This window comes from Streptomyces asoensis (assembly GCF_016860545.1).
Classification (GTDB): Bacteria; Actinomycetota; Actinomycetes; order Streptomycetales; family Streptomycetaceae; genus Streptomyces; species Streptomyces asoensis.
The window spans coordinates 2,010,650-2,036,980 of the sequence record NZ_BNEB01000002.1 but is presented as its reverse complement, the minus strand read 5'-3'; the positions used below and the strand labels follow the sequence as shown (position 1 = coordinate 2,036,980).

At 72.6% G+C, this 26,331-nt stretch carries 21 protein-coding genes; 16 read left to right on the top strand and 5 right to left on the bottom strand.

The window, feature by feature from the left end; all coding sequences use genetic code 11:
* Positions 1-48 precede the first annotated feature (48 nt).
* From Saso_RS12015 to Saso_RS12005, 3 genes are read right to left on the bottom strand one after another with little or no spacing between them, the layout of a single operon-like run.
* A complete protein-coding gene (locus Saso_RS12015; RefSeq protein WP_189919267.1) occupies positions 49-705 on the bottom strand; it encodes a potassium channel family protein in 657 nt (218 codons plus the stop codon).
* Positions 702-1,361 carry a potassium channel family protein gene (locus Saso_RS12010; RefSeq protein ID WP_229901139.1) on the bottom strand — a complete coding sequence of 220 codons (660 nt, stop codon included), beginning with the start codon at positions 1,359-1,361 and terminating at the stop codon, positions 702-704. Before Saso_RS12010 ends, Saso_RS12015 begins: the two co-directional genes overlap by 4 nt.
* Positions 1,358-4,180 carry a cation-translocating P-type ATPase gene (locus Saso_RS12005; protein WP_189919262.1) on the bottom strand — a complete coding sequence of 941 codons (2,823 nt, stop codon included), beginning with the start codon at positions 4,178-4,180 and terminating at the stop codon, positions 1,358-1,360. The genes Saso_RS12010 and Saso_RS12005 overlap by 4 nt, the downstream gene beginning before the upstream one ends.
* 267 nt (positions 4,181-4,447) lie before the next feature.
* Here Saso_RS12005 and Saso_RS12000 point away from each other — a divergent pair, with 267 nt between their 5' ends.
* The gene (locus tag Saso_RS12000; RefSeq protein ID WP_189919261.1) at positions 4,448-5,149 is read left to right on the top strand and encodes a CBS domain-containing protein; all 702 of its coding nucleotides are present in this window, start codon (positions 4,448-4,450) and stop codon (positions 5,147-5,149) included.
* A 196-nt stretch (positions 5,150-5,345) separates the two neighbouring features.
* Here Saso_RS12000 and Saso_RS11995 read toward each other — a convergent pair whose 3' ends face one another.
* Together Saso_RS11995 and Saso_RS11990 are read right to left on the bottom strand one after the other, a co-directional pair.
* Positions 5,346-6,206 carry a cyclase family protein gene (locus Saso_RS11995; RefSeq protein WP_189919259.1) on the bottom strand — a complete coding sequence of 287 codons (861 nt, stop codon included), beginning with the start codon at positions 6,204-6,206 and terminating at the stop codon, positions 5,346-5,348.
* 141 nt (positions 6,207-6,347) lie between these two features.
* On the bottom strand, positions 6,348-9,614 hold the full coding sequence (locus Saso_RS11990; RefSeq protein ID WP_189919257.1) for a BTAD domain-containing putative transcriptional regulator: 3,267 nt from the start codon (positions 9,612-9,614) through the stop codon (positions 6,348-6,350).
* A 286-nt stretch (positions 9,615-9,900) separates the two neighbouring features.
* Here Saso_RS11990 and Saso_RS11985 point away from each other — a divergent pair, with 286 nt between their 5' ends.
* The 15 genes from Saso_RS11985 to argB all read left to right on the top strand — a co-directional run bounded on the left by Saso_RS11985 (position 9,901) and on the right by argB (position 26,252).
* On the top strand, positions 9,901-12,789 hold the full coding sequence (locus tag Saso_RS11985; protein ID WP_189919255.1) for an AfsR/SARP family transcriptional regulator: 2,889 nt from the start codon (positions 9,901-9,903) through the stop codon (positions 12,787-12,789).
* A gap of 183 nt (positions 12,790-12,972) precedes the next feature.
* On the top strand, positions 12,973-13,608 hold the full coding sequence (locus Saso_RS11980; RefSeq protein WP_189919253.1) for a 2OG-Fe(II) oxygenase: 636 nt from the start codon (positions 12,973-12,975) through the stop codon (positions 13,606-13,608).
* Between the two features lie 4 nt (positions 13,609-13,612).
* Positions 13,613-14,260, top strand: coding sequence for a 2OG-Fe(II) oxygenase (locus tag Saso_RS11975; protein ID WP_189919251.1), 648 nt, complete (start codon positions 13,613-13,615; stop codon positions 14,258-14,260).
* A gap of 22 nt (positions 14,261-14,282) precedes the next feature.
* Positions 14,283-15,395 (top strand): DUF6421 family protein, encoded by a 1,113-nt coding sequence (locus tag Saso_RS11970; RefSeq protein WP_189919249.1) that lies wholly within the window; start codon positions 14,283-14,285, stop codon positions 15,393-15,395.
* A gap of 57 nt (positions 15,396-15,452) precedes the next feature.
* Complete coding sequence (locus Saso_RS11965; RefSeq protein ID WP_189919247.1) at positions 15,453-16,274, top strand: DUF6202 family protein; 822 nt, start codon at positions 15,453-15,455, stop codon at positions 16,272-16,274.
* Between the two features lie 29 nt (positions 16,275-16,303).
* On the top strand, positions 16,304-17,596 hold the full coding sequence (locus Saso_RS11960) for an ATP-grasp domain-containing protein (RefSeq protein ID WP_189919245.1): 1,293 nt from the start codon (positions 16,304-16,306) through the stop codon (positions 17,594-17,596).
* Positions 17,589-18,998: a B12-binding domain-containing radical SAM protein gene (locus Saso_RS11955; protein ID WP_189919243.1), complete on the top strand. Its 1,410-nt coding sequence runs from the start codon at positions 17,589-17,591 to the stop codon at positions 18,996-18,998. Before Saso_RS11960 ends, Saso_RS11955 begins: the two co-directional genes overlap by 8 nt.
* Complete coding sequence (locus Saso_RS11950) at positions 18,995-20,137, top strand: aminotransferase class I/II-fold pyridoxal phosphate-dependent enzyme (protein WP_189919240.1); 1,143 nt, start codon at positions 18,995-18,997, stop codon at positions 20,135-20,137. Before Saso_RS11955 ends, Saso_RS11950 begins: the two co-directional genes overlap by 4 nt.
* Positions 20,134-20,955, top strand: a complete 822-nt coding sequence (locus tag Saso_RS11945; protein ID WP_189919238.1) for a tyrosine-protein phosphatase — start codon at positions 20,134-20,136, stop codon at positions 20,953-20,955. The genes Saso_RS11950 and Saso_RS11945 overlap by 4 nt, the downstream gene beginning before the upstream one ends.
* Positions 20,942-21,583, top strand: a complete 642-nt coding sequence (locus Saso_RS11940; RefSeq protein WP_189919236.1) for a 2OG-Fe(II) oxygenase — start codon at positions 20,942-20,944, stop codon at positions 21,581-21,583. Before Saso_RS11945 ends, Saso_RS11940 begins: the two co-directional genes overlap by 14 nt.
* 56 nt (positions 21,584-21,639) lie before the next feature.
* A complete protein-coding gene (locus tag Saso_RS11935; protein ID WP_189919234.1) occupies positions 21,640-22,371 on the top strand; it encodes a 2OG-Fe dioxygenase family protein in 732 nt (243 codons plus the stop codon).
* A 57-nt stretch (positions 22,372-22,428) separates the two neighbouring features.
* A complete protein-coding gene (locus Saso_RS11930; protein ID WP_189919232.1) occupies positions 22,429-23,196 on the top strand; it encodes an SDR family NAD(P)-dependent oxidoreductase in 768 nt (255 codons plus the stop codon).
* Positions 23,189-23,695 (top strand): GNAT family N-acetyltransferase, encoded by a 507-nt coding sequence (locus Saso_RS11925; protein WP_189919230.1) that lies wholly within the window; start codon positions 23,189-23,191, stop codon positions 23,693-23,695. The genes Saso_RS11930 and Saso_RS11925 overlap by 8 nt, the downstream gene beginning before the upstream one ends.
* Complete coding sequence (locus Saso_RS11920) at positions 23,692-25,413, top strand: carbamoyltransferase N-terminal domain-containing protein (protein ID WP_189919228.1); 1,722 nt, start codon at positions 23,692-23,694, stop codon at positions 25,411-25,413. Before Saso_RS11925 ends, Saso_RS11920 begins: the two co-directional genes overlap by 4 nt.
* On the top strand, positions 25,410-26,252 hold the full coding sequence (gene argB, locus Saso_RS11915; protein ID WP_189919227.1) for an acetylglutamate kinase: 843 nt from the start codon (positions 25,410-25,412) through the stop codon (positions 26,250-26,252). Before Saso_RS11920 ends, argB begins: the two co-directional genes overlap by 4 nt.
* Positions 26,253-26,331 lie beyond the last annotated feature (79 nt).

The window sequence follows — 26,331 nt, the reverse complement described above, 5'->3', positions numbered from 1 at the left end:
ACGGCGTGCGAAAGCGGCGGGCGGCCCGGACGACAGGCCGCCGGGAGCTCACTGGAACGCTGCGTGGATCTCGTTCTCGGTCACCGTGTGGGACACGAGGAGGAGTGCGTCGCCGGGGCGCAGTCGCTCGGTCGGTTCGGGCACGGTCGGCTGTCCGTCACGGACGATGGTGGCGACGACCGTGCCCGGAGGCAGCACGACGTCGCCCAGGGCGCGGCCCGCCGTCCTGGACTGCTCTGTGATGACCGTTTCGACGACCTCGACGCCCGCCTTGCTGAGCCGCAGCAGGGCGACGGTGTCGGTGGCACCGGTGGCCTCCTCGATCAGGGAGATCAGCGGGGTGGCGGAGGGGACGGCGACGTCGACGCCCCATCGTTCGTCGAACAGCCAGGCGTTGTCGGCGTCGTTGACGCGGGCGGCTACGCGGGGCACCGCGAACTGCCGTTTGGCGAGGAGGCTGATGACGAGGTTGTCCTCGTCCTCGCCGGTGGTGGCGATGACGAGGTCGGCGGTCAGGACGCCGGAGTGCTCCAGGAGGGCGGGTTCGCAGGCGTCGCCCGCCACCAGCCGCACCGGGACGCGGCCTTCGAGCTCGGCAAGGCGGGCGTCATCGGTGTCGATGAGGGTGACGTCGTTGCGGGCGGCGGAGAGGACCTGGGCGATCTGGGTGCCGAGGCGTCCCGCGCCGGCGATGAGGACGTTCACGTTCCCAGCTCCTTGTCGAGGAAACCGCGCAGTCTGCCGAGCGCGGCGGCGGCGACGGCAAAGGTGATCAGGTCACCCGCCCGCGCCGGCGTGCCGTGGCCGGGGATCAGGGAGCGGCCCGCGCGGGTGACTTCGACGACGCGGATCTCACCGTCCACATCGAACTCGGCCAGCCGCCGGCCGACGAGATAGCCGGGCACCTCCGAGCGGACGAGCAGGGTCTCTCCGTTGCCGAAGCTGAGTTCGGGGCTGAGGTGGCGGTGCAGCAGCATCCGGTGGAGCTGATGGACCGTCCAGCGGACGCTGGCGATGGTGGAGATGCCGAGGTCGCGGTAGATGTCGGCGCGCCGCGGATCGTAGATGCGGGCGAGGACGATCGGCACGCGATAGGTCTCCTTCGCGGTGCGCGCGCTGACGATGTTGCTGTTGTCGCCGGCGGTGACGGCGACGAAGGCGTCCGCGTGCTCGATCCCGGCGGACCGCAGGACGGCGCGGCTGAAGCCGTTGCCCTCGTGGAAGCGGATCCGGGGGCTGTCGGGCAACCGCCGGACGGCCTCGGGGCGCCGGTCGACGACTTCGACGTGGTGGCCTTCCGAGGCGAGCACGGCGGCGAGGGCGGTGCCCACCCGTCCGCACCCGACGACGATCACTTTCACCGTGGGGCTCCCTTCCGACGGGCGTCGCGTCGACGCAGCCACGCCTTGCGGATCTCGTCCGCGAGCAGGGGCAGGGTGCCGAGGGCGGTGAGGACCGCCCAGTCGGCTGCGTCGAGCGCGGCGGTGTGGAACACGGCCTGGAACGGAGGCAGGTAGCTGATCGCGGCCATGAGGGCGACACCGAAACCGCCGGCGGCGAGCAGAGCAGGATTGGACAGCAGGCCCACCTTCAGGATGCTCTGCCGCTCGGTGCGCACGGCGAGCGCGTTGAAGAACTGGCTGAGCACGATGCCCGCCTGCACCATGGTGATCGCCTCCCGGTACACGGGCGTGTCCCTGGTGAAGTCGTCGAACGGGATCCCCGAGGCGACGACATGCCAGAAGAAGACGCCGGTGACACAGGCCGCCTGGATGCCGCCCAGGAACAGGATGCGTCCCGTGACGGCGGCCGAGAACAGCCGCTCCCGGGGGGAGCGCGGGGGTCGGTCCATGACGTCGGGTTCGGGTGGCTCGGCGCCGAGGGCCAGAGCGGGCAGTACGTCGGAGCCGAGGTCGATGGCGAGGATCTGAACGGCGGTGATGGGCACCAGCGGGAATCCCGCGAACGTGGCGGCCAGGATCGGGACCAGCTCGCCGATGTTGTGGCTGAAGAGGTAGACGAGGAACTTGCGGATGTTCTGGTAGACGGCGCGCCCGAGCCGCACCGCCGTCGCGATGGAGGCGAACGAGTCGTCCAGCAGGACCATCGCCGCCGCTTCCCGGGCCACGTCGGTGCCTCCGGCCCCCATCGCCACGCCGATGTCCGCGTGCTTGAGCGCGGGGGCGTCGTTCGCGCCGTCCCCGGTCACCGCCACCACCTCGCCCCGCCGCTGGAACGCGGTGACCACGCGCATCTTGTGCTCCGGACTGACCCGGCACAGCAGCAGTTCGGACGGTTCGGCGAGCAGCGCGTCGAGTTCCTCGTCACTCATCGCGTCGAGCCGTGCACCCGTCACCACGACCGGATCCGAGCGCCGTACGATCCCGACCCGGCGGGCCACGGCCTCCCCGGTCAGAGGGTGGTCCCCGGTGACCATGACGATCCGGATGCCGGCCCCGCGGCAGGCCGCTACCGCCTCGGTGACCTCCGCGCGCGGCGGGTCCAGCATGCCCACCAGCCCCAGAAGTGTCAGCCCGGACTCGGCTTCCTGCTGCGCGGGCCGGGGTCCGCCGACCTCGCGCCGTGCGACGGCCAGAACCCGCAGTCCCTGGGCCGCCAGCTCGTCGCTCGCCGCGACCGCCTGCGCCCGGTGCCGCCCGGTGAGCGGCTCCTGCCGTCCCTCCCGTTCCATGTCGGTACAGCGCGCCATGAGCTCCATGGGGGCTCCTTTGACGCAGGCCTGGTGACCGGTCGTGGTCCGATGGACGGTGGTCATCAGCTTGCGGTCCGAGTCGAAGGGGAACTCCGTCACCCGGGGAGTCGCGGCCGCCTCCGCGCCCAGGTCCAGACCGGCCTTGGCCGCTACGACGAGCAACGCGCCCTCGGTCGTGTCGCCGAGCACCCGCCAGTGCTCCCGAGGGCCGGCGGGCGCCACCAGCCGCGCGTCACAGCACAGGCCCGCCACCCTCAGCAGCTCGCGCACCGCGGCCGCATCGGCGACCTCGCCCTGCGGGGCGTAGCCCACCCCGCTCACCTCGTCGACCACTCCGTCCGCCCACACCCGGGTCACGGTCATCTCCGCCTGGGTGAGCGTCCCGGTCTTGTCCGTGCACACCACGGTGGTCGATCCGAGCGCCTCCACCGCCAGCAGCTGTTTGATCAGGGCCTGCCGGCGCGCCATCCGCCGTACGCCGATCGCCAGGGACACCGACAAGGTGGCGGGCAGCCCTTCCGGCACCAGTGCCACCATCACCCCCAGCGCGAACACGAAGGAGGGCAGGACGGACTCGCCGGTGGGGAGCCGGACGACGAACATCAGCGCGCCGATCGCCAGTGCCGCCCCCGCCACCCGACGTGCCATGACGGCCACCTGGTGCTGGAGCGGGGTCTTCTGCCGTGGCGCGGCGGCCGCCAGCCGGTAGATCCGCCCGAACTCGGTCGACGCCCCCGTGGCCACCACCACGGCCCGCCCGGAGCCGGCGACCACGTCCGTACCCATGAAGATGCCGTTGCGGGCCTCCAGCGCGGGCCCGGCAGGCACCGGTTCGGCGGTGCGCCCCACGGGGTTGCTCTCACCGGTCAACGGCGCGTTGTCGACGGTCAGTTCGTGCGCCTCGACGACACGGCAGTCCGCCGACACGGCGTCCCCGGCCTCCAGCACCACCACGTCCCCGGGCACCAGGTCCCGGGCGGGCACCTCCAGTCGCTCCCCGCCCCGCAGCACCCGGCAGGCGTGCGGCACCATCGCCGCCAGGGCCTGTGCGGTGCGCTCCGCCGAGTACTCCTGGGCGAAACCGATGGCGGCGTTCAGCACGACGACGGCGAGGATGGCCACCGCCAGCTGAAGAGTGCCCGCGTCACGGGGCTGCTGTAGTCCGTAGGCCAGGAAGGTGATCGCGCAGGCGACCAGCAGGACCACGGCGAAGAGATCCGTGAACTGCGTCGCCACGTCCCGCCACACGGCACGGCGTCGCGTCCGCGGCAGTTCGTTCGGCCCGTACTCCTGAAGCCTCTTCGCTGCCTGTGCCGGCGCGAGACCACGCCGTGAGGTGTCCAGCGCAGCGTAGACGTCGGCAGCGGCGAGCTGTCGTGCCGGGGCGGCAGCGACAAGAGCGGAAGAGGCGTCGTCGACCGCCGCGCCCTTCACCGCACCGGCCGGCCGGTCCGCACCGGTGCGCATCACTCGGACCCGTGAGACAGCCCGCTCCTCACCGCCGGTGCCACCGGCCGTGTCCTACGCCCGGCCTTGCGTGCGGCTTCCATCACGGGCTCCAGGAGGTCTGCCGACTGCCGGACGCGCGCCGGCGTCCGTCCGCTCTCCGTCCAGCCTCCCTCTTTCGGCCGCGTGACGCACGCCGCCGTACGGGGTCCGTTCGGCCCATGCGGTTCACGCCGACCGGGCGGACAGTGGAAGCAGGAACGCACGCGACCCAGGGAGGCGGGAGCCATGCGGCACCGGACCGTGAGCGACCTCATGACCACGTCGGTCGTGAAGGTGCACCGGGACACCGGCTTCAAGGAGATCGCCAAGCTGCTCGCCGAGCACGACATCACCGCCGTGCCGGTCGTGAACGACGAGGAACGCGTCATGGGCGTGGTCTCCGAGGCGGACCTGCTGCGCAAGGAAGCCGCCCAGTTGGATCCGGCGGGCCTGTTGCCCGTCCTGCATCCCGGGCCCGCCGACCGTGCGAAGGCGGAGGCGACGACAGCTGCGGGGCTGATGCACAGCCCCGCGGTGACGGCCGGACCGCAGTGGACGGCGGTGGAAGCCGCCCAGGTCATGGAGCGTCACCGCGTCAAACGGCTGCCGGTGGTCGACGAGGCCGGACGACTGGTCGGCCTGATCAGCAGGGCCGATCTGCTCCGGGTCTTCCTGCGGAGCGACAGCGCCGTCCGGGAGGAGATCTCGGGTGAGGTGCTCCTGCGCACGCTCGGGATCATGCCGGGGGCGGTCACCGTACGGGTCGTCGACGGGCGGGTGTCGCTGAAGGGCCGTGTGGAGCGCAAGTCGCTCGTCCCGGTCGTCATACGGCTGTGTCAAGGCGTGGACGGGGTGGTGGACGTCTCGGCGGAGCTGCGGCACCGGGTGGACGACACCTCCTCCGTACCGGGTCCGGAGGCTTCGCGCCGCGCGGAACTGGCCCCCTGAGCCGCAGGACGACCACGGACGCCGGCCACGTCCCGTCGGATCCCGGCACGAGCGACGCCCGGCGATCCCCTGCCTTCCCGAGCGGTCCCGAGCGGTCCCTGGCCAGGACCGCCCGACCGTGTGGGACCGCCGGTGCAGAGGCCGCCGCCGGCCAAGGTGACCGCCGGCCGCCTCGTTCCGGGGCGGTGTCCCCCGCTCAGGGCGCCCGGTGCAGGCTGAACACCCGGGCGGGGAAGCCCGATCCGCCCTGCGGCCGGGGCCAGGTCGCCACGATCAGGGCGCCCGCTTCCGGGACCCGGTGGAGACCGGCCATCAGCTCGATCTGCCAGCGGTCGCGCTCCAGGACGTACCGTTCCAGGCCGAAGTCGCCCGCCGAGGCGGCGGTGCCGGGGTCGGTGTCGGCCTGCTCGTGGCCGATCGCGGTGACGTGGGCCTCCTCGATCAGGTGGCGCAGCACCTCGGCCGACCACCCGGGGCAGTGGCTCACGCCGTCGGCGTCCCGGTTCGCCATCGCCGCCGCGTCGGGCCAGCGGCGGCTCCAGTCGGTGCGCAGCGCGACGAACGACCCCGCGGGGACACGGCCGTTGCGGGCCTCCCACGCCCGTACGTCGTCCAGGGTCGGTACGGCGTCGGGGTCGGCGGCCACCCGGTCGCTGATGTCGAGGACCACCAGCGGAAGGATCATCTCGTCGACGGGGATCTCGTCCAGCGTGCGGGCGCCGGTCACGAAGTGGGACGGCGGGTCGACGTGGGTGCCCCACTGGCCGACGAACGTGTAGAGATTCAGGTCGCAGGCGTCGCCGCGTGCCGTGGCCATGAGCGTCTCGCGCCGTTCGTCGGGGAAGGCGGCGGCGTGCGGTTGACCGGGACGGAAGGCATGGGTGAGGTCGGTGCGGATCGTGGTGCCGAGCAGTTCGCGGTGCAGCGCCCACAACGGCGGTTCGCTCCTGGGCGCGCTCGGCACGGCGGGCTCGGCCGTCGCGGCGGTGCCTCCGGCGGACACGACGGGCGCGGCCGTCGCGGCGTCGTCGGGGCCATGGGGGTGGGGGGTGGTCATCGGGGACCGGGCCTTTCACGCGGGGGGACACGGCGTACGGGTGGGGGTGGCCGGCGGGACGCGGCCGAAGCCGTCCGGCATCGGGGCTCGTGGGAGGACGGGGCTTGTCGCGAGCCGGGACTCGTCAGCGGCCTGGACCGGTCAGTGGCCGGAACGCCTGGGCAGGCCGGCCAGATGCTCCGTCGGATCGCTGCACCCGCGGGGCGGCAGCGGCGGCTGGAGGCGCGGCAGCCGGTTGAAGGGCAGGTCGGGGCTGAGGTAGGCGTCCTCGCCCGCGGCCCTGATCTCCCGGGCCGCCCGCCGCAGGGTCGCCCGGGCGGCCTCGACGGCGCCCGCGTCGTACTGGGCGTGTGCCAGCAGCCCCAGGTGCAGCGGGAGGCGGATCCGCAGGTGGCGGACGCTCAGGTCGGTCACGGCCGCTTTGAGGGCGTCGAGTGCGCCAGGTGTCCCGAGCCGGTGCTGCGCCCAGCCGCGGCAGACCTTGAGCAGGGCCGCCCAGTGCAGCAGGCCGTGCGCGTCGGCGATGCGCAGGCCCTCGGCGGCGGAGGAGGCGGTGGCGTCGGCGTCCTCGGCGAGGGCGGCGACCAGCGCGTGGGAGTAGTGGGCGCTGGCCCGGTCGACCGGTGTGCCCTCGCAGCCGGTGAGCGCCAGGAGTTCCTGGGCCAGGGCGAGCGCGTCGTCCTGGGCGCCGAGCAGCGACAGAGCGAGGGTCCGGTGGTTCATGGCCAGGAATCGGGGGTCGTGCTGGGTGTGGTGCGCGAGCTGCCGGAGCCGGGCGGCGGAGAGGTTCCCGGCCGTCTGCTCGGCCTCCGTCAGGGCGGCCAGCGCCTCGGCGGTGCGGTCGGGCAGGTGCAGGATGCCGTGGGCGAGCCGTTCGTGCAGGCGGGCTTCGGGCGCGTCGCCGTTCTGCGCCATGACGCGCAGCTGATGGGCGCGGCGGGCGCTCTCCTCCCGGTGTCCGGTGACCAGTTGGGCGATGCACTGGGAGAACACCAGTGCCGGCTCCTGGACCGCGGCGGGTGACATGCTCAGCACCCGCTGGGACTCGGCCACGACCTCCCGGTCGCCGTATCCGCGGGTGACGGTGGCGATCTGGAGGATGCGCTTGCGCAGTTGCAGCGCCTGCGCGGCCGCACCGCTCGCCGAGGGGCCGGAGGTGAGCAGCGCGTGGGCGCGCCGGAACCAGGTCTGCGCGCGGTCGTACCGGCTCTCCAGGGCGGCCTGCTCGCCGGCCCGCACGAGGTACGGCAGCACCTGGTCCGGGGGCAGGGTCAGCGAGGCCTGCCAGGCGTGGTGCGCCAGGCGCGAGGCCGCCGCGGGGTGGCCGTCGGCCTGGCGGCCGAGCACGTCCACCGCCCAGGCGTGCAGGTCGGAACGCTCCTGGTCGCTCATCTCGGCGAGCAGTACGTCGCGTACCAGGCCGTAGCGGAACACCAGGGTGCGGGCGTGATCGTGGTCGCGGCGCAGCAGACCGGTGCGCAGCGCCTCCTCCACGGCGCGGACGCCGGGGGTGGTGTCGCCGAGCACGGTGGTCAGCAGGGTCAGGTCGGCCTCGGTCCCGAGTACCGCGCATCCCCTGAGCACGCGCAGGACCTCCGGGGCCAGTCCGGCCAGACGGCGGCGCAGCATGCTGGACACGCCGGTGGGGATCTCGGTGAGGACCTGGCGTGCCGCGCGCGCGGCGTGCAGGGAGCGGGCACCACCCGCGTGTGCCAGTAGCTGGCCGAGCAGGTAGGGGTTCCCGCCGCTGCGTTCGTAGAGTCCGCGCACCACGGGCGTGGCCGGGCCGGGCCCGCCCTGGGCCGCGAGGAGGGTCTGGACCTGTTCCTCGGACAGGTCGTCGAGGTGGACGACGTCCGTGCGGGAGTCGGCCAGCAACTCCTGGAGCGGGCCGTCGGGTTCGGCTCCGGCTCCCACACCGGACTCCCGGACGCTGATCACCACGCTCACCGCGCGGCCCTGTGTGCCGTCGCTGAGCAGTGCGAGGACGTCGAGCGTGGGGCGGTCCGCCAGGTGCACGTTCTCGAGGACGAGCAGGAGGGGAGCGTCGTCCGCGTGGCGCAGAATCGTTTCACTCAGGGCGTCGTGGGCCAGGAAGCGCTGCTGGGTCTGCTCCCGGCGGTCGGCGTCCGCTCCCTCCGGTGAGTCTGACAGCGTTGTCACCGTAGGGTCCGGACAGAGCCGGGGCGCATTGTCGCCCGGCAGCGCGTCGGGGCCGCCGAGCATCCGCAGCGCCTGCTGCCACACCCAGCAGGCCGGCATGCCCTCCGCGGTCCGGCAGCTCACCCGGACCACCCGGGTTCCGGCGACCCATCCGGCGGCGTGCGCCGTGGCCTGGGCCAGCAGTTCGGTCTTGCCCACCCCGGCCTGACCCACGACCGCGGTGAGATGTCCGCTGCCCTCCAGGGCGGCCGTGATGGAGCGGCGCAGCGAGGCCAGGGCGTGTTCGCGCCCTTCGAAGAGCGGAAGCGGCGACGCGTGGGCCGGGGTCCTGCCGGACCCGGCGGCGTCGTCCACAGGCCGCGCGCCGGTGTGCCCGCCGGGTCCGGTGCCGGTCGTCGCGGGGTCGGCGGCGCGGCCGTGGACGGCGTCGGCCGGCGGACGGCTCTCCTCGCTCCGGGGCTCGCGGTCCGGCCGGGCCCGCACCTCGGCCCGCTGCCCGGCCGGTGCGGCGCCGCCCAGTTCGTGCCGCAGGATGGCCAGATGGACGCGCCGCAGGTCGTCGCCCGGTGCCACGCCCAGCTCCTCCGACAGCTGCGTGCGCGTACGTTCGTACAGGCGGAGCGCCTCGGTCTGCTGGCCGAGCCGGTACAGGCCGGTCATCAGGGCGGCCACGATGCGTTCGTCCGAGGGGAAGCGGATCACCTCGCGCCGCAGGGACTCCACCGTGGTCCGCGCGTCGCCGAGGGCGAGCAGGGCCTCGGCGCGGATCGTCACGGCCGCCGTGCGCAGGTGCTGGAGGCGTGCGCTCTCCTCGGCCAGCGGCTCGTAGGACGTGAGATCCAGGAAGGGGTCGGCCCGCCACAGGTGCAGCGCGGAGTCGAGCGCCTCGCGCGCCTCACCGAACCGGCCCTCGGCGGCGTGCTGTTGTCCGCGGGAGACCATCTCGTCGAACCGGCACACGTCGATGGCCTGCGGATCCAGCGCGAGGACGTATCCGGGCGCCCGGTAGTGCAGGGGAGCCACCCCGGCGTCCTTGCCGTGACCCGACGTCAGGGCCCGTCGAAGATGAGACATGTAGGTCTGGAGGGTGGCGTGGGGCCGGCGCGGCGGTTTGTCGCCCCATAACTCGTCGACGAGCTGGTCGACGCGGACCACCTGTCCGAGGCGCAGCATCAGCAGCCCGAGGACCGCCCGGTGCCTCGGAGGTCCGAGGTGCACCGGCTCGCTGCCCCGCCGTGCCGTCATCACGCCAAATGCTTCGAGTGAGAGGTCCGCCGTCAGAGTCCGGGGCTGGTGTACTTCCGTTGCATACATCATGCCTGGTGCATATGCCTTCCACTCGCTCAGTACGTGCGGCGAGCAGGCTACACATGCCCCTGTGCGGAAAGAGTGACGTTGCACTGACGGTGAGAACAAGCCAAGGAACGTCTCCCTCCACTTGGCGGCCACGGCCTGCCGGAGAGCCTGCCACATACACTCTGATCAGCGCATTTCAGTTTCGTCGGCCGCAGGGCCGGGCTTGTGGGAAGACATGGATCGACACATCGCCTTCGGGGTCCTGGGACCCATCAGGATCTGGCGGGACGGTGCGGAACTGCCCCCGGGGCCGCCCAAGCAGCGGGCGGTGCTGGCCCTGCTCCTGCTCGAGGCCGGACAGCCCGTGAGCCTGTCCAGGATCGTGGACGCCCTGTGGCCCGCCGGGGCGCCCAGCAGCGCGGCGAACATCGTCCACCGGCATGTCGGCAATCTGCGCAAGCTGCTGGAACCCCACCTGGCGCCGCGCGCTCCCGGCCGGCTTCTGGTGCGCCGCGTCGGCGGCTACGCCATCGACGTCGACGCCGGCACCCTCGATCTGCTGCGGTTCCGCGAACTCGCGCAGCGTGCCCGCGCCGCCCGGGCCGGCGGCGACACCGAGGCCGCCGCCGAGCTGTTCACCCAGGCACTGTCGTTGTGGCGCGGGGAGGCCGCGGCGGGCGTCCCGCAGGAGTTACGCGGCCACCCGGCGTTCTTCGCGGTCGACAGCGAACACCTCGCCGTGCTGCGCGAGGGAGCCGACCTCGTGCTCGCCACCGGAGCACCCGAGCGGATGCTGCCACTGCTCCAGAGCGCCGCCGCGCTGCACCCTCTGGACGAGTCCCTGCACGTCCGTCTGGTCCAGGCGCTGGCCGCCACCGGCCGGCAGGCCGAGGCGCTCGCCCTGTACGACACGATGCGCGCCCGTCTCGCCGTCCAGGTCGGCGTCGAGCCCGGGCCGGAACTCAGCGCCGTCCGCGCCCGTCTGCTGCACGATGTGCAGACACCCCCCGACGGTACCGACGACGGCCGACCGCTCTCCGGCACCGACCTGCCGCCCCGGCAGCACGCGCCGGAGAGCGCCCCCGCTGTGCGGCCGACCCAACTGCCGCCCGATCTGTGCACGTTCGTGGGGCGCCGCACCGAACTCGCCCGCCTCACCGAGCTGCTGGACGCTCTCGACGACGGCCGGCCGGCGGCCGCCTCGGTGGTGATCAGCGCCATCGACGGGATGCCGGGCGTCGGCAAGACGACCCTGGCCGTGCACGTGGCGCACCGCCTCGCCCACCGGTTCCCGGACGGTCAGCTGTACGTCAACTTACGCGCGTTCGACGTGAGCGAGTCCGCCGTGCCCGCGGCGGAGGTGCTGCGCTCGTTCCTGACCGCCCTCGGCGTGCCCGCCAGGGACCTGCCCCCCGACACCGACTCACGGGTCGCCCTCTACCGCAGTCTCCTGGCCGGCAAGCGGATCCTGATCCTGCTGGACAACGCCCTCGACTCCGAGCACGTGCGGCCCCTGATGCCGGGCAGTTCCTCGTGCCTGGTCGTCATCACCAGCCGCACCCAGCTGCGCGGCCTGGTCGCCACCCACGGGGCACGGCCGATCACCCTGGGCCTGCTCAGCCGCGAGGAGTCACGCGAAGTCCTCGCCGGCCGCGTGGGCGGTGAGCGCACCGCCGCGGAGCCCGCGGCCGTCGACGAGATCATCGACCTGTGCGGACGGCTCCCCCTGGCCCTGGCCATCGTCGCGGCCCATGCCGCGACCCAGCCCGACCTGCCCCTGGCCTCCGTAGCCGCCGCGCTCCTCGACGACCGCGACAGCCTCGACGGCTTCGCGGGCGAGGACCGCTACACCGACCTGCGCACCGTGTTCTCCTGGTCCTGCCGCAGTGTGGGCCCGCAGGCGGCACGGCTGCTCAGGCTTCTCGCCCTGCACCCGGGCCCGGACATCTCCGCCGCCGCCGCGGCCAGTCTCGCCGCCCTGCCGGCCCGCCGGGTCAGGGCGCTGCTGGCCACCCTGAACGGCGCCCACCTGCTGGCCCGTTCGGGTCCCCAGCGGTTCGCCTTCCACGACCTGCTGAAGGTCCACGCCCTCGAACAGAGCCGCGAACTGGAGGACGAGGACACCCGGCAGCTCGCCGTACGGCGGCTGCTCGACCACTGCCTGCACACCGCGTACGCGGCCGCCGAGGCGCTCATACCGAACCGCATCGAGGCCCCGCTCGAACCCGAGGCCGCACCGGGCGTCGCACCCGAACCGATCGGGGGACGGCAGGAGGCCATGGCGTGGCTCGACCGCGAGCTGCCGGTCCTGCTGTCCGCCGTGCCGTACGCACAGCGCAGGGGCTTCCCGCAGCACGCGTGGCTGCTGGCCCAGGCACTGGAACTGCACCTCGACCGGCAGGGCAGATGGCAGGACCAGACAGCCGTCCAGCGGACGGCCCTGGAGGCGGCCATCTCGCTGAAGGACCCGGTGCGGGAGGCACAGGCCTGCCGGGCGCTGGGCTTCGCCTGGGGACGCCTCTGCGAGGACGACCGGGCCGACGCGTTCCTCCGGCGTGCCCTGACCCTGTTCACCGAGGCCGGCGACGCCGCGGGACAGGCCCGGACCCGCCGTCAGATGGCCTTCCTCGCCAACGCCCGGGGCCGGCACACCGAGGCCCTGCGCCACTACGAGCATGCCCTGGCGCTGTACCGGGGCATCCGCAACCTCGGCGGCCAGGCCGTCGTCCTCAACGAGACCGGCTGGACCCACATCCTCCTCGGCGACCACGAACGCGCGATCACCTGGTGCGACCGGGCGGTCTCGCTGCACCGGGCCATCGGCGACGTCAACGGCGAGGCGGCCGCGTGGGACAGCCTCGGGCTCGCCCACCACCACCTGGGGCACCATCCGGAGGCCCTGGACTGCTACCGGCGGGCGCTCGGCCTGTACCGGCACATGAACGACCGCTACCTCCAGGCCGACACCCTCCTGCACCTGGGAGACACCCACGAGGCCCGGGGAGCGCACATCACCGCGGTCCTCGTGTGGCGCCAGGCCGTCCGGATCCTCGACGACATGGGACACCCGGAGGCGAAGCAGGCACGCGCGCGGCTGGAGGACACCCCGCACCACCCGCGCTGACGCCCCGGGCGCGAGCTGCAAGGGCGGCCGCAAGGACCCCCGCAAGGAGTCGGCCAGCGGTCGGGCGAGAGATCGGCAAGGCACCCGGCGCAGACTCTGGATCACCACCGGGCGACCGCCGGTGGCGCCCCGTCCCCGCGGCCCACGGACCGCGCACCGGGCCCCGACTCCAGCGAGGCGACCTTGATACGAGCCAGCGCCCAGGTGGTCACCCACGCGGAACCACATGTGCACCACACCGGACTCCACCTGATCGACGCCGAGGACCTCCGCCGGCTCAACGCCGAACCGCCGGCCATGAGCGAGTTCATCCGCGCGGTGAAAGAGGCGCCGGAGTTCGACAAGCACTACCGGCTCTGGCTCATGACGGTGCATCAGGACGGGCGTCACACACCGAAGGCCGAGAAGCTGCCCCCGGCCTGGGCCGAACTGCTCGACGAGGTCGTACAGGACTCCTTCCGCACCTGGCTGTCCTCCCGCACCGGAGTGGACCTCGAGGGCGCGGCGCTGGAGGTCAACGTGTCGCTGCGCGACCCCGGTGACTACCGGAACGTGCACCGCGGCAAACCCGACCGGGCGATGAACGCCGTCCTCGTCCTGAGCGAGCACTGGCCCGAGAACGGCGGAGGCACCTACGACCTGTGGGAGTCGCCCGACAGGGACGCCCCCGCCCGCTCGGTGCTGCCGGTACCGGGCAGCCTCTACACCGTCGTCCCCTCGGACGCCTCCTGGCACTCGGTCTCGCCCGTCGCCCAGGACGCCCCCGGTTCTCTGCTCACCCTCGCACTGGGCTACTCGATGCCCGAAAGAAGGAGCTGACCTCATGCTTCGGAAGGACACACCGGTCCTGCACGTCGACGCCCCCTTCACGCTGCACCTGGCCCAGGGGCTGCTCACCAAGGACGTGGTGAGCGACCTGTACGCGACGGCGCCGGTCAACCGGACGGCCGCGATCTCCCGCGTCGATCCGGAACACGAGAAGCAGTACAAGATGAACCTGTTCTACCTCATGGTCAACAACCAGCGGAGCAGGGCCTCCGGCGAGCTGCCGGCCGTCTGGCGCTCCTTGCTGGACGACCTGGCGGGGGTGGAGTTCACCGACTGGCTCTCCGAGAGCACCGGCATCGACCTGCACGGGCTCTCGCAGGACATCGGCGTGTACACGCACGTGGACGGGGACTTCATCTCCGTCCACAAGGACAAGGCCGACAAGGCCATCACCGCCATCCTCTACCTCAACCCCGAATGGCCGACGAACGCCGGCGGTGAGTTCGAGGTCCACTTCAGCGGCGACCCCGACGACGACCACGTCTTCCGGCTGCCCCCGCGCCCCGGCCAGCTGCTGGCCTTCCCGCCCACCGACAAGTCGTGGCACGCCGTGTCCCGGGTCGATTCCGGAGAGGAGATCACCCGGCTCACCGTGCAGCTGGAGTACTGGTTCGAGCACGTCGACCGCTACAGCACCGACTGAGCACCCGGCCGCAGGAGAACTGATGGACGACATGAACCCGGTGTTCGCCGAGGTCGACCGGCTACGACGGCGGATCGGCGACCGTACGTCCTTGCGGGACCCGCAGTTCCTGAAGGAGCTGGCCGACCGGCTGGAGCGGTCACCCGCCCTGAGCGAGCGCCCGATAACCCGGGCGCTCGCCGCGGACCTGCGCGTCTTCCGGCCCGGACAGGTGCTGGAGGCCACCAAGGAACACATCAACAGCCGACGGGACAACGACGTCTTCTCCCTCTTCGACGCGTCCTACTTCCCGTCGCTCTCGCTGGACTACCTGACGTACGAGACCCTGCCGACCGACCCGCACCTGGCCGAGCGGTACGCGAGCAACACCCTGCCGGTCAACATCACCGGCGCCAGCGAGGGGTTCGGGGCGCGGGTCGTCGTCGCGCTGTTCCCGGAGAACCAGCTCGACGGCCACCAGGGCCCGGACGACATGATCTTCTACTTCATCGACAAGTTCGTCGAGCGCCATCTGCGCATCACCCGGCGCATGATCGAGGCCGTGACGGCGCCGGACAGCTTCCCCCTGCTGCACGGCATGACCGACGAGCAGGTGGAGCAGGCGTCCTCGTGGTGGGTGCGGCTCCACGAGTACCACCACCGGCAGGGCGACATGCCCGTGCCGCAGTACCTGTCGGCCAAGAAGCGCAAGCCGCTGGCAGGCCTCGAAGAGCTGCGCGTCGACGTCTCCGGCATCCTCGCCTGCGAGGACGACGAGAAGCTGCCCCGGCAACAGGCCCGGCAGGCAGCCCAGTTCATCCTCGCCGAACGCCTGCTGCGGTACGCCGTGGAAGGCATCCCCCGGCCCAACTACGACGCCGTCGCCTCGCAACTTCTCTTCAACTACTGCGAGAGCCACGGCGGCCTGAAGGTGAAGGACGGCGTCATCCACGTCGCGTCCGACATCGTCGCCGTCCTGCGGGAGTTCCTCGGTGAGATCCAGCGCATGGAGAGCCGGATCCACGAGGAGCCCGTCACCTCCGTGACCGCCCGCATGCTCGCCTTCACCAACTCGTACACCGACTACGACGCGCAGGCGCGCGACTACCGGCACATCGCCTTCTTCGCCGACGTCAAGGAGCGCCTGGGCGTCTGACCGGCGGCACCGCCGGTCCGGCCCGCCCCGGCCCCGTCCCCTTTGGAGTGTGTGACCGTGAACGCTTTGGCCCTGTCCGCCGCGGAACAACAAGACCTCGACGCGCGCGTGGGGAAGGAGATCGACGCCGCACGGCTGCGGCGGGCCGACAACGCCTTCTTCGGCGAGGCCCGCAAGGCCGAGAGCGTCACCCCCGAAGCCGCGCTCGCCATCGCCCACCGGTGGCGTGCCATGACCAAGGCGTTCATGTTCACGACGCTCTCCGGTCTGGGCGTCATGGCCCGCCGCTTCCAGGGCCAGGACGCCCCCGACCACGAGCTGCTGGCCGCCTTCCAGACCGTCTACCAGGTCATCGGCGACGACCTGGACAACGCGGCGCCCGCTTTCCGCGAGGTGGCTCCGCGCGGCCCGGCCGGCATCCACTACGTCTGGTGGGAGGACACCGTCCTGAAGCCCGTCGCCGCCCATGTCGCCGAGGAGGACCGGCAGTCGGCGGCGGTACTCCCCCGCGCCGTCACCGGCCTGCTGGACTCCATGGACCGGCTGGCCACCCATCCGCTGGGCGCGGCGGTGCAGTTGCGCGTGGTGGAGGACATCGCCCTGGACATCGCCGTCGGCTTCCGTCGTCTGTACGCCAAGGTCGAGGTACCCGGGACCACCCTGTTCGCCGGCCGCGACGACCTCGCCTGGGTGGACTCCCACATCAAGGCCGAGACCATGCACGCGGCCCAGGTCAGCGACGAGGACACCGGCATGACGCGACTGGTGGCGGACCGGGAGCAGGCCGAGGAGTTCCTCACCGCGGTCCGTGAGTACGCCGCCCACTGGTCCGCCGCCCTGGAGACGTACGCACAGGCACTGCGCGACGGCCACGCCTGAAGCGGCCCCCGCAGGCGAAAGGAACTTCCGTGTTTCTCCTCCTGAACAACAAGCCGATCCTGCACCGCGTGCCGGAGTGGTTCCCGCAGGCCCGGCAGGAGCTGATCGTGGTCAGCACGCGCAGCGGACTGGGTACCAGCGCCTTCCCCGAGCTCGCGCGCGGCTTCCGCCATCTGCACCTCGTGAGCAGCCTCGACCGGCCCGGGCTGGAGGAGGACCTGGTCGCCCTGTGCCGGCGCTTCGGCGTGCGGCGCGTGCTGTCCACCGGGGAGCGCGAGGTGCTGCCCGCCGCTACGCTGCGCGAGCGCCTCGGTCTGCCCGGCCAGGACGTGGCCTGCGCCACCGCGTACCGCGACAAGTACACGATGAAGAGCCTGCTCACCGAGGCCGGCATCCCGGTCGCCCCGATGCGCCGGCTGGCCTCGCCCGCCGACCTGGACGCCTTCGCGGACGAGGCGGGATTCCCGCTGGTCGTCAAGAGCCGCCTGTCAGGCGGTTCGAACGGCACCAGGGTGCTGTGGGACGGCGACGCGCTGACGGCGTTCACCGACGACTGGGCGGCGGGCCGCACCGCCGCACCCGACCTCGCCGAGGCCTGGGTGGAGGGTGACTTCTACCACATCAACGGCCTGATGCGGGACGGGCGGATCCTCCTGGCCCAACCGTCCTACCAGCCCTACTCCGACTGGTTCTCCGTGGCGTACGACGCCCCCGGGATGAGTGGCATGATGCCGGACGAGGACCCGATGTCCGCCCGGCTGCGCGACACCGCGGCCAAGGTGGTGGCCACCATGCCGGCCGTGCCCGGCGTCTGCGCCTTCCAGGTCGAGTTCTTCCACACCCCGGACGACCGGCTCGTCGTCTGCGAGACCGCCTGCCGGGCAGGCGGATCACGCATGGTCGAGACGCACGAGGACACCCTCGGCGTCCATCTGCACGGCGCGAGCCTGCTCGGCCAGGCCGGGCGCAGCGACCAGGTGACGATCCGTCCGACCGGACGACGCCAGGGCTACGCGCGTTTCCCTTCCGCCCACGGGGTGCTGCGCCACCTGCCGCGGCGAAGCCCCCTGCCGCAGACCCTCTTGTACACCGCGACCGGTGAGGAGGGGCGCCACTACGACCCCGCCACCTCCCTCGGCTCGTCCGTCGCCGAGATCGTCGTCTCGCTGACCGGACCCGACACCGCGGCCGAACTCCTCGCCGTCGAGACCTGGTGGGAATCCGCCGTCGTCTGGCAGGACAGGCGCAATCCCGTGCCCGACCGCTTCAAGTCCGTCCACCGTGTCCGCCCGGACACCCGCGAAAGGGCCCTCCATGTCTGAGCACGTCACGCCCGCCGGCCGGGCGGCCGCCCTCGCACCGGGGTCGCGCATCCTGGTCGTGTGGCCCCCGCAGATCCTCAGCTACTTCAACGCGGGCCACCACCTCGCCCTCTACCAGGTGGCCGGTCACCTGCGCACCGCGCTGCCGGACAGCGAGGTCACCGTCCTGGACGCCACCGTGCTGCGCCGGACCTGGAAGGACATCGGCAACGACCTCTTCCAGCAGCGCTACGACGCCATCGCCGTCATGAACGACTTCGACGGCATCGACGGCCTGCGGCGCTTCGTCAGCTACGCCCGGGCACTGAGCCCCGGGACCCCGATCGTCACCTTCGGCCGCCTGAGCGGCGTCAACCCGCTGTTCTTCCAGCAGCTCGACATCGACGCCGTCGCCGAGAACGGCGACTTCGAGGCCGCGGTCCTGGCGGCCCTGCGGTTCTTCGACGGCGAGACCGTCACGGCGCCGGGCGTGCACCTGCGGCACGCCGACGGCAGCTGGCACGCGCCGTCCTCGCCGGGCGCCGTGCTGCCCGCGCAGGAGTGGTACCTGCCGACCCCGGACGAGATCCCCTACCAGCGCTACGACGAGCTCTACCACGACGACGCCAACAAGTTCTGCGGCATCCCGCAGCGCCGCGAACTCGTCGTCCCGGCCGCCCGCGGCTGCCCCATCGGCTGCTCGTACTGCGAGGTCCACCCCATCTTCGGCCGCAAGGAACGCCGGCTCACCGTGGAGCGGACCGTCGAGTACATCGAACAGTCCTTCCGCACCGCGTCCTTCGAGTACGTCGCCTTCTACGCGCCCACGTTCACCCTGGACCGCCGCTGGACCATGGACCTGTGCGAACGGCTCACCGCCGACGGGGCACGCTTCCCCTGGAAGTGCGCGACGACGATGCACCACCTGGACGAGGACCTCGTGCGGGCCATGGGCCGGGCGGGCTGCGTCCGGATCAGCGTCGGTCTGGAGACCCTCGACCCGCACGGCCACGGCGCCCTGCCCCGCTCCAAGCACAAGTCGCAGCAGGACCTGGAGAATCTCGCCGGCTGGTGCGCGCAGGCCGGCATCGAGCTGAACTGCTTCGTGATCGTGGGACTGCCGGGCACCAGCGTGGAGGGGGTGCGGCACACCATCGCGACCGTCCAGGCGCTCGGCGGGCGGGCCCGTCCCACCGTCTACGCGCCCTGGGAGGCGGCCCGCCCCGACCTGTCGGACGAGGAGATGGCCGCCTTCAACCGGCAGCTGTTCGTGCCCGGTACCCACGACCTGGACCCGGCCCAGCTGCGGGATGCCTACGAAGTGGTCTTCGGCCCGCAGCCCGACGTGACCGCCGTCTTCGAGCGGATCCCCGCCCGCGCGGCCGGCGCGGACGGCGACCCGGTGCTGCTGGGGGCATCGTGAGTGCGTACCCGCCGCGCGAGGAGGAGCCCGCGCAGGCGGGAGCGCCGTCCCCCTTCCGGGTCGAGAGCAGCGGCCGCTACCGCAGCCGTCGCACCCGCCGGCCCGGCGAGGTCAACCTCAAGAGCAGCGGTCTGCTCGACGCGCGCGCCGCGGACCTGCACCGGCGCACGCTCGCCGGTCTGGACCCCCTGGAGGTCCTGACCTACCCGGTGCTGCGCGACGTCTACGCCGAGATCGCCGACCACCTGGACGCGGACCCGGACGGGCTGGTGCTGACCGCGGGCAGCGACCCGGGCCTGGGGCTGCTGGTGCGGGCCTTTCCCCGAGCCCGGCGCATCGTCCTGCACCACCCGAACTACGAGGGCTGGCAGAAATTCGCGCGGATCGCCGGGTGCCGGCTCGACCAGGTGCCGCCCGACCCCGGCACCGGCCGGTTCTCCCTCGCCGACCTGGCCGCCCGGCTGCGCGGCGGTCCGCCCGCCTTCGTCGTGGTCACCCAGCCGCACAGCTTCACCGGCCAGGTCCACGCCCGGGCGGAGCTGGAGTCTCTCGCCCGCGCTGTCGCCGACCACGGCAGCCTGCTCGTCCTCGACACCGCCTACCTCGCCTTCACCGAAGGCGGGGAGAAGGAGATCGGGACGCTGACCGGGCGCCCCCACCCGCCCCATGTGGTGCGGGTGAACACCTTCTCCAAGTGCTTCGGCCTGTCCGGCGCCCGCATCGCCGTGCTCAGCTCGCACCCGGACACCGTCCGGCCCCTGCTCGACCTCGACCCGGAGGGGCCGGTGTCCGGCACCGCCGTCGCCCTCCTGCGGGCCTGTCTGCGCGAGCAGCCCCTGTTCGAGGAGATCTGGGCGGGGGTCCGCGAGGTCAGGGAACACTTCTCCCGCGGTGTCGAAGAGGCGCTGCCCGGCTGGCGTGCCCTCCCGGGCGGCGGCAACTTCGCCACCTGGCAGGTCGCCTCGCCGCGCGAGGCGGCGGACGCGGCGGCCCACCTCCACGCGCACGGCTACGTCGTGCGCGCCGTGCCCAGCACCCCCGACAGCCCGGCCGCGGTGCGCATCGGGGTCACCGACCGGAGCACCGCGGACCGCGTCACCGACCTGCTGCTGCGGCGCGAACAGGCGGTGGCACGGTGACCACCGGAGCCCGCCGACACCCCGCCGAGCGAACTCCCGCGGCGGCGGCCCGTCCCACCCGTGGCTCGCGCACCGTCGCGCTGCCCGGCCTGCCCAACGTCCGCGACAGCGCCGGGCTGCCCGGCCCGGACGGCGCGCGGCTGCGGTCCGGCGTGCTCTACCGGGGGCCGGCCCCCTCCCCGCTCACGGCGCCCGCGCTGGACGACCTGGGCATCCGCACCGTCGTCGACCTGCGCACCGCCTTCGAGCAGGGCATCGAGGACGGACCGGCCGGCATGCGCGCCCGGCTCCTGCGCCGGCCCGTGGGCGGGAACATGTCCCGCATCCGCGGTGTGCGCCGCCCGCCGCCCAGCGCCTACCTGTTCAACTACCGCTCGATGCTGACCCTCGCCGCCCCGGTGGCCGTGGAGATCATCGGCCTGCTGGCCGAGCCGGACCAGGACCCCGTCTACGTCTGCTGCACGGTCGGCAAGGACCGCACGGGGGTGGTCAGCGCGCTGACCCTGCGCGGCCTCGGGGTACGGCTGGCGGCCGTGGCGGGCGACTACAGCCTCACCGGCCGCGCCTACCGGGCGCTGGGGCCGCAGGACCCGCGCCCCCAGTGGTCCTACGAAGGGTCCCTGGAGGAGCTCCAGATCCGTACCGCGTCCCCCGCTTGGACGATGCGCAGCCTGATCACCGGCATCGAGGACGAACACGAGAGCGTCGCCCGCTACCTGGAGCGGCAGCACGGGCTGTCCCCGAAGACCCGGCTGCGGGCGGTGCGGCGGGTCTTCGAGCACCACGCCCCGAGGAGAGAACGACATGACGCTGATTGACCTTCAGGCCCTGCGCGACGCGCGGCTCGAGAAGGACCCCTACCACTACGCGGTCGTCCCGAGCTCCTTCCGCGACGACGACACGGCGCGCACGCTGAACGACGGGTTCGCCGCCGACGGGTTCGTGCGCAGCGAACGGCGGCCGGGAAGCGGCCGGGGCAAGCACTACCTGATGCACAACCGGACCCTCGTGAGCGAGGGCCGGCAGCACCGCGAGGCCGTGGACACCCTGCCCGAGGCCTGGCGCCTGCTGGTCGACGAGGTGACCTCCGACGACTACCGGGACGCCCTCGTCGAGCTGACCGGCGCCGACCTGGACGGCTGCACCGTCGAGGCCCGCATGACGCGGTACTCCAGCGGCTGCTGGATCCAGCCGCACACCGACCGCCCCGACAAGGCGGTCACCCATCTCTTCTACTTCAACGACACCTGGCGCAGCGAGTGGCAGGGCGACCTGCACGTGCTGCGCGGGCCGGACATGAAGGACGTCGCCCGGCGGGTCCTGCCGCTGCTCGGCACGTCGGTGGTGCTGGTTCGCTCCGACGACTCCTGGCACGGCGTCCCCCCGGTGTCCGAGGGCTGCCCCGACGACCGGCGGGCGCTGCTCGTCCACTTCGCCCGCACCTGACCGACCCCAGCCCGCCACGGAACAGCCCGCCTCTCGGCGGAAGAAAGGAACCTCCCGTGCTCACCCGACCCACGGCCGCCCTGTCCAGCCCGGCCGACATCACCGGAGACCTCGTCCGCACCGGCTTCTCCATGGTCCCCGGCAGCGACATGCGGGTACCCGCCGCCCTCCAGGACAGCCTCAAGACCCTCGCGGCCTCCTACGACGACCTGCCGGCCGACCCGTACCTGCCGGACGGGGGCAACTACCGCTACCGGCGGCACACCCGCTACACCTGGCGCCCCGCCACCGGTGAACTGCTGGTCGCCGACAACCCGGGCTACTTCCAGACCGTCGAGAACAACGCCTTCGCCGGCGGACAGTGGCGCAAGTACGAGGAGCTGACCGACGAGGTCCGCGAGGGCGCCTTCCTGACCGCGCTCATCGACTTCAACGTCGGCCGCCTGCCGCTGCCCGAGGTGGAGCAGTGGGCCGTGCAGGTGCACTGCGTGCGCATCGTCGCCCGCGACGACGCGCAGGGGCGGCCCACCCCCGAGGGCGTCCACCGCGACGGCTGCACCTACGTCAGCCTGCACATGGTCAACCGGCACAACATCAGCGGCGGCAGGACCAGCGTGTACACACCGGAGCACGAGCTGATCACCGAGAAGGTCTTCACCGACTGCCTCGACTCCTTCTTCGGCGACGACCCCCGCGTCCGGCACGGGGTCGCGGACGTCTCGGTCGCCGATCCCTCGCTGGGCGAGGGCACCCGCGACATGCTGCTGATGAGCTACGACCCCATGTGACATGCCGTCACCCGGCAGCAGGGCACGCACAGATGACGATTGCATGAGGTGGGGCACGTGAGCAGTCAGGAACTGGGGACCGTCGTGGTCTCCGGGGCGTCGTCGGGCTTCGGCCGCGTCACCGCGCGCCGGCTCGCCGCGCAAGGGCACACGGTGATCGCGGTCGCCCGCCGCGCCGACCGGCTGGCGGAACTCGCCGACGGGGAAGGGCCGGGCCGGGTGCTGCCCGCGGTGGCGGACGTGACGGACCTGGACGCGCTGGAACGCGCGCTCGACGAGCATCTTCCCCACTGCCCCCCGGTGGTGGGCCTGGTCAACAACGCGGGCCTCTCCAGCGGTTTCGGCCCGGTGCAGTCGGCGAAGGTGGACGACTGGCGCAGGATGGTCGACACCAACGTGAGCGGACTGCTGCACACCACGACGCTGCTGCTCCCCCGGCTCATCGCCGGCGGACGCGGTCACATCGTCAACATCGGCTCCATCGCGGCGCGTTACCCCTACGCGGGCGGCAACGTGTACGCGGCGACCAAGGCGTTCGTGCACCAGCTCAGCCTGAGCATGCGCACCGACCTGGAGGGCACCGGCGTCCGGGTCAGCTGCGTCGCGCCCGGCATGGCCCGCACCGAGTTCGCCCTCGTGCGCTACGACGGCGACCAGGAGCGGGCCGACCGCCTCTACGACGGAGTGAGCCCGCTGTCCCCGGACGACGTCGCCGACGCCGTCCTGTGGTGCCTGTCGCGGCCCCCGCACGTCAACGTCAACATGATCGAGATCATGCCCACCGACCAGCCGTTCGGGCTCGGCTTCGCCCGGCGCCATGCGTGAGGACGTCGTCGTACGCCCGGCGCTGGCCACGGACGCACCCGGCATCGCCCGGCTCTCCGAGCCCTTCGTCGCCGACGACCTGCTCGTCGCCCGCAGCGGTACGCAGTTCCGCAACCGGATCGGCGACTACCTGACCGCCGTGCACGACTCGCGCGTCATCGGTTGCGTCGGCCTGACCCGGCTCGGGGACGACCTGCTGCTGTACAACCTCTGCGTCGCCGCCGACCGCCAAGGGCTCGGCATCGGAGGCCGGATGGTGGAGCGCGCGGACGCCCTGGCCGCCCTGGGCGGCTGCCGCTTCCTCCTGGCGGCCTCCAAACACAGCGGCCGGTGGTTCGTCCGGCACGGCTTCACCCGCACCGAACCCCAGCACATGCCCGCCGTATGGGCCGACCTGCTCCCCCCGGGCCGCGGATCGCACCTGTACCGGCGCCCCGTCGCCCCGCGCACCGCGCCCCCCGCCTTCACCCCGCCTCGGCAAGGAGCTGAACGCTCATGATCACCTGTGGCCTGAAACTGACTCACGACGGTGCTGTCGCGCTGGTCGACGACCGGCGCCTCGTCCTGAGCGTGGAGATGGAGAAACTCGCCAACAACCCGCGCTACAGCGCCATCGGCGACCTGGGCATCGTGCCCACGATCCTCGCCGAGCACGGGTACCGCATGGAGGACGTCGACGCCTTCGTCGTCGACGGCTGGGACGGCGACGAGAGCGGGACGGTGGACACGGCCGACCGCGGACAGCCGCTGGAACTCGTCGTCGGCCCGTACCGCGAATCGCGGACCTCCCCCGACCTGCTGCGTCCGTCGGTGTCCGGCACCTTCACCGTCGACGGCGTCCCCTACCCGTACACCAGCCACACGCACGCCGCGGGACACGTGCTGAGCACCTACTGCACCAGCGAGTTCGCGCGGCGCGGCGAACCCGCCTTCGTGCTCGTCTGGGACGGCGGCATGTTCCCGCGCCTGTACTGGGTGGACCCCGAGGCCGGCGTGGAGAACGGCGGATCCCTCTTCCCCCTGATCGGTCACACCTACGCCACCGCCGGCCATCACTTCGGCCCGTTCCGCCGGGACCGTCAGTCCGCCAACGTCGACGACCTGTCGGTCGCCGGGAAGCTGATGGCGTACATCGCCCTGGGCAAGCCCAGCGAAGCGGTGCTCGAGGTACTGGCCTCGGTCTTCCACGACCACTACGAGAACGAGGCGTCCCCGGCGGCCGCGGAGCACTCCCGGACCGTCGGAGGCTTCGGCAGCCTCTTCGAGCCCTCCATGCCGCCGCTGCACGACTTCTTCCGCGCCGTACGCGAACAGGTGCAGCCCTTCGCCGTGTCCGACGAGGACGTCCTGGCCAGCGTGCACGAGTTCCTCCAGAACCTGCTCCTCGAACGGCTGGACGCGAGGATCCGGGCCTGGAAGGGCGACGGCCCGTGGAACCTGTGCTTCGCGGGCGGTTGCGCGCTGAACATCAAGTGGAACAGCGCGCTGCGCGCCCTGCCCCTGGTACGGCGGATGTGGGTCCCGCCCTTCCCCAACGACGCGGGATCCGCGATCGGCGCGGCCGTGCTCGGCGCGATCGGCGGCCGGAACGCCGTCCCCGCGCTGGAGTGGCACACCCGGCTGGGCCCGGCGCTGACCCCCACCACCGGGACACCGCAGGGCTGGACCGCCCGCCCCTGCTCGCCCGACGAACTCGCCCGGGTGCTGCACACCGGGCAGGAGCCGGTCGTGGTGCTGCACGGACGGGCCGAACTGGGCCCCCGCGCCCTGGGCGGCCGCAGCATCCTCGCCGCGGCCACCGACGCCGCCATGAAGGAGACCCTCAACCAGGTCAAGGGCCGTGAGTACTACCGCCCCGTCGCACCCATCTGCCTCGTCGAGGAGGCACCGGAGATCTTCGACCCGGGCACGCCCGACCCCCACATGCTGTACGACCACGCCGTACGGCCCGGCTGGACCTCACGGATCCCCGCGGTCGTGCACCTGGACGGCACGGCACGCCTTCAGACCGTGAGTCCGGACGACGACGCGCTGCTCTCCGACATCCTCACCGCCTACCACCGTGTGAGCGGAGTCCCGGTGCTGTGCAACACCAGCGCCAACCTCAACGGCAGCGGCTTCTTCCCGGACGCCGCCTCGGCCATGGCCTGGGGCAAGGTCGACCGGGTCTGGAGCGAGGGCGTCCTCTACCAGCGCGGCGGCGCGGCCACCGGGTGAGCACCGCACCGGCAGCACCCGCACGGCCCCTCGCGGGCCGGACCGTGCTGATCAAGTGCGGCGGCTCCGTCCTCGACGAGGGCGACGCCGGCCGCACCTTCGCCGAGGACGTCGCCGAGCTGGCCGACGCCGGAACACGGGTCGTCGTCGTCCACGGCGGCGGCCCGCAGATCGACACCCATCTGGAGCGGCTCGGCATCCAGCCGGTCTTCCGGCACGGGCTCAGGGTCACCACCCCGCCCACCATGGAGGTCGTCCGCATGGTCCTGTCCGGCCAGGTGCAACGCCGGCTGGTCGGCCTGCTCAACCGGGAGCGCCGGCTGGCCGTCGGCCTCACCGGCGAGGACGCCCGCACCTTCACGGCCGCCGACCGGCAGGTGTTCCACGGCGGGCAGCGGGTCGACCTCGGCCTCGTCGGCGACATCGTCGACGTGGACGACCGGCTGCTGCGGACGCTGCTGGACGCCGGCCTGGTCCCGGTCGTCTCCAGCATCGCGCGCTCCGCCGACGGCAGCGGCGTCCGCAACGTCAACGCCGACCTCGCCGCGGCGGCGCTCGCGGCGGCCCTGCGCGCGGACACCCTGCTGCTGCTCACCGACGTGGCGGGCCTCTACCCCGGGCAGCCGGACCGGGGCGAGGTGCTCGACCGGCTGACGGCGGCCGAGGCGGACGCGCTGCTGCCCCGGCTGACCGGCGGAATGATCCCCAAGGTCCAGGCGTGCAGCCAGGCGGTGCGGGCCGGGGTGGCGACGGCACGGATCGCCGACGGACGCATCCCCCACGCGGTCCGCGAGCACCTGCTCACCGGACGGCGCACCGGCACCACGGTGAGCCCATGACCGGCACCGCCAAGAACTCATGACACACCGTAGACGGGGCGCCGTACCCGCGGCGTCCCGCCCGGCTCGCAACGGACCC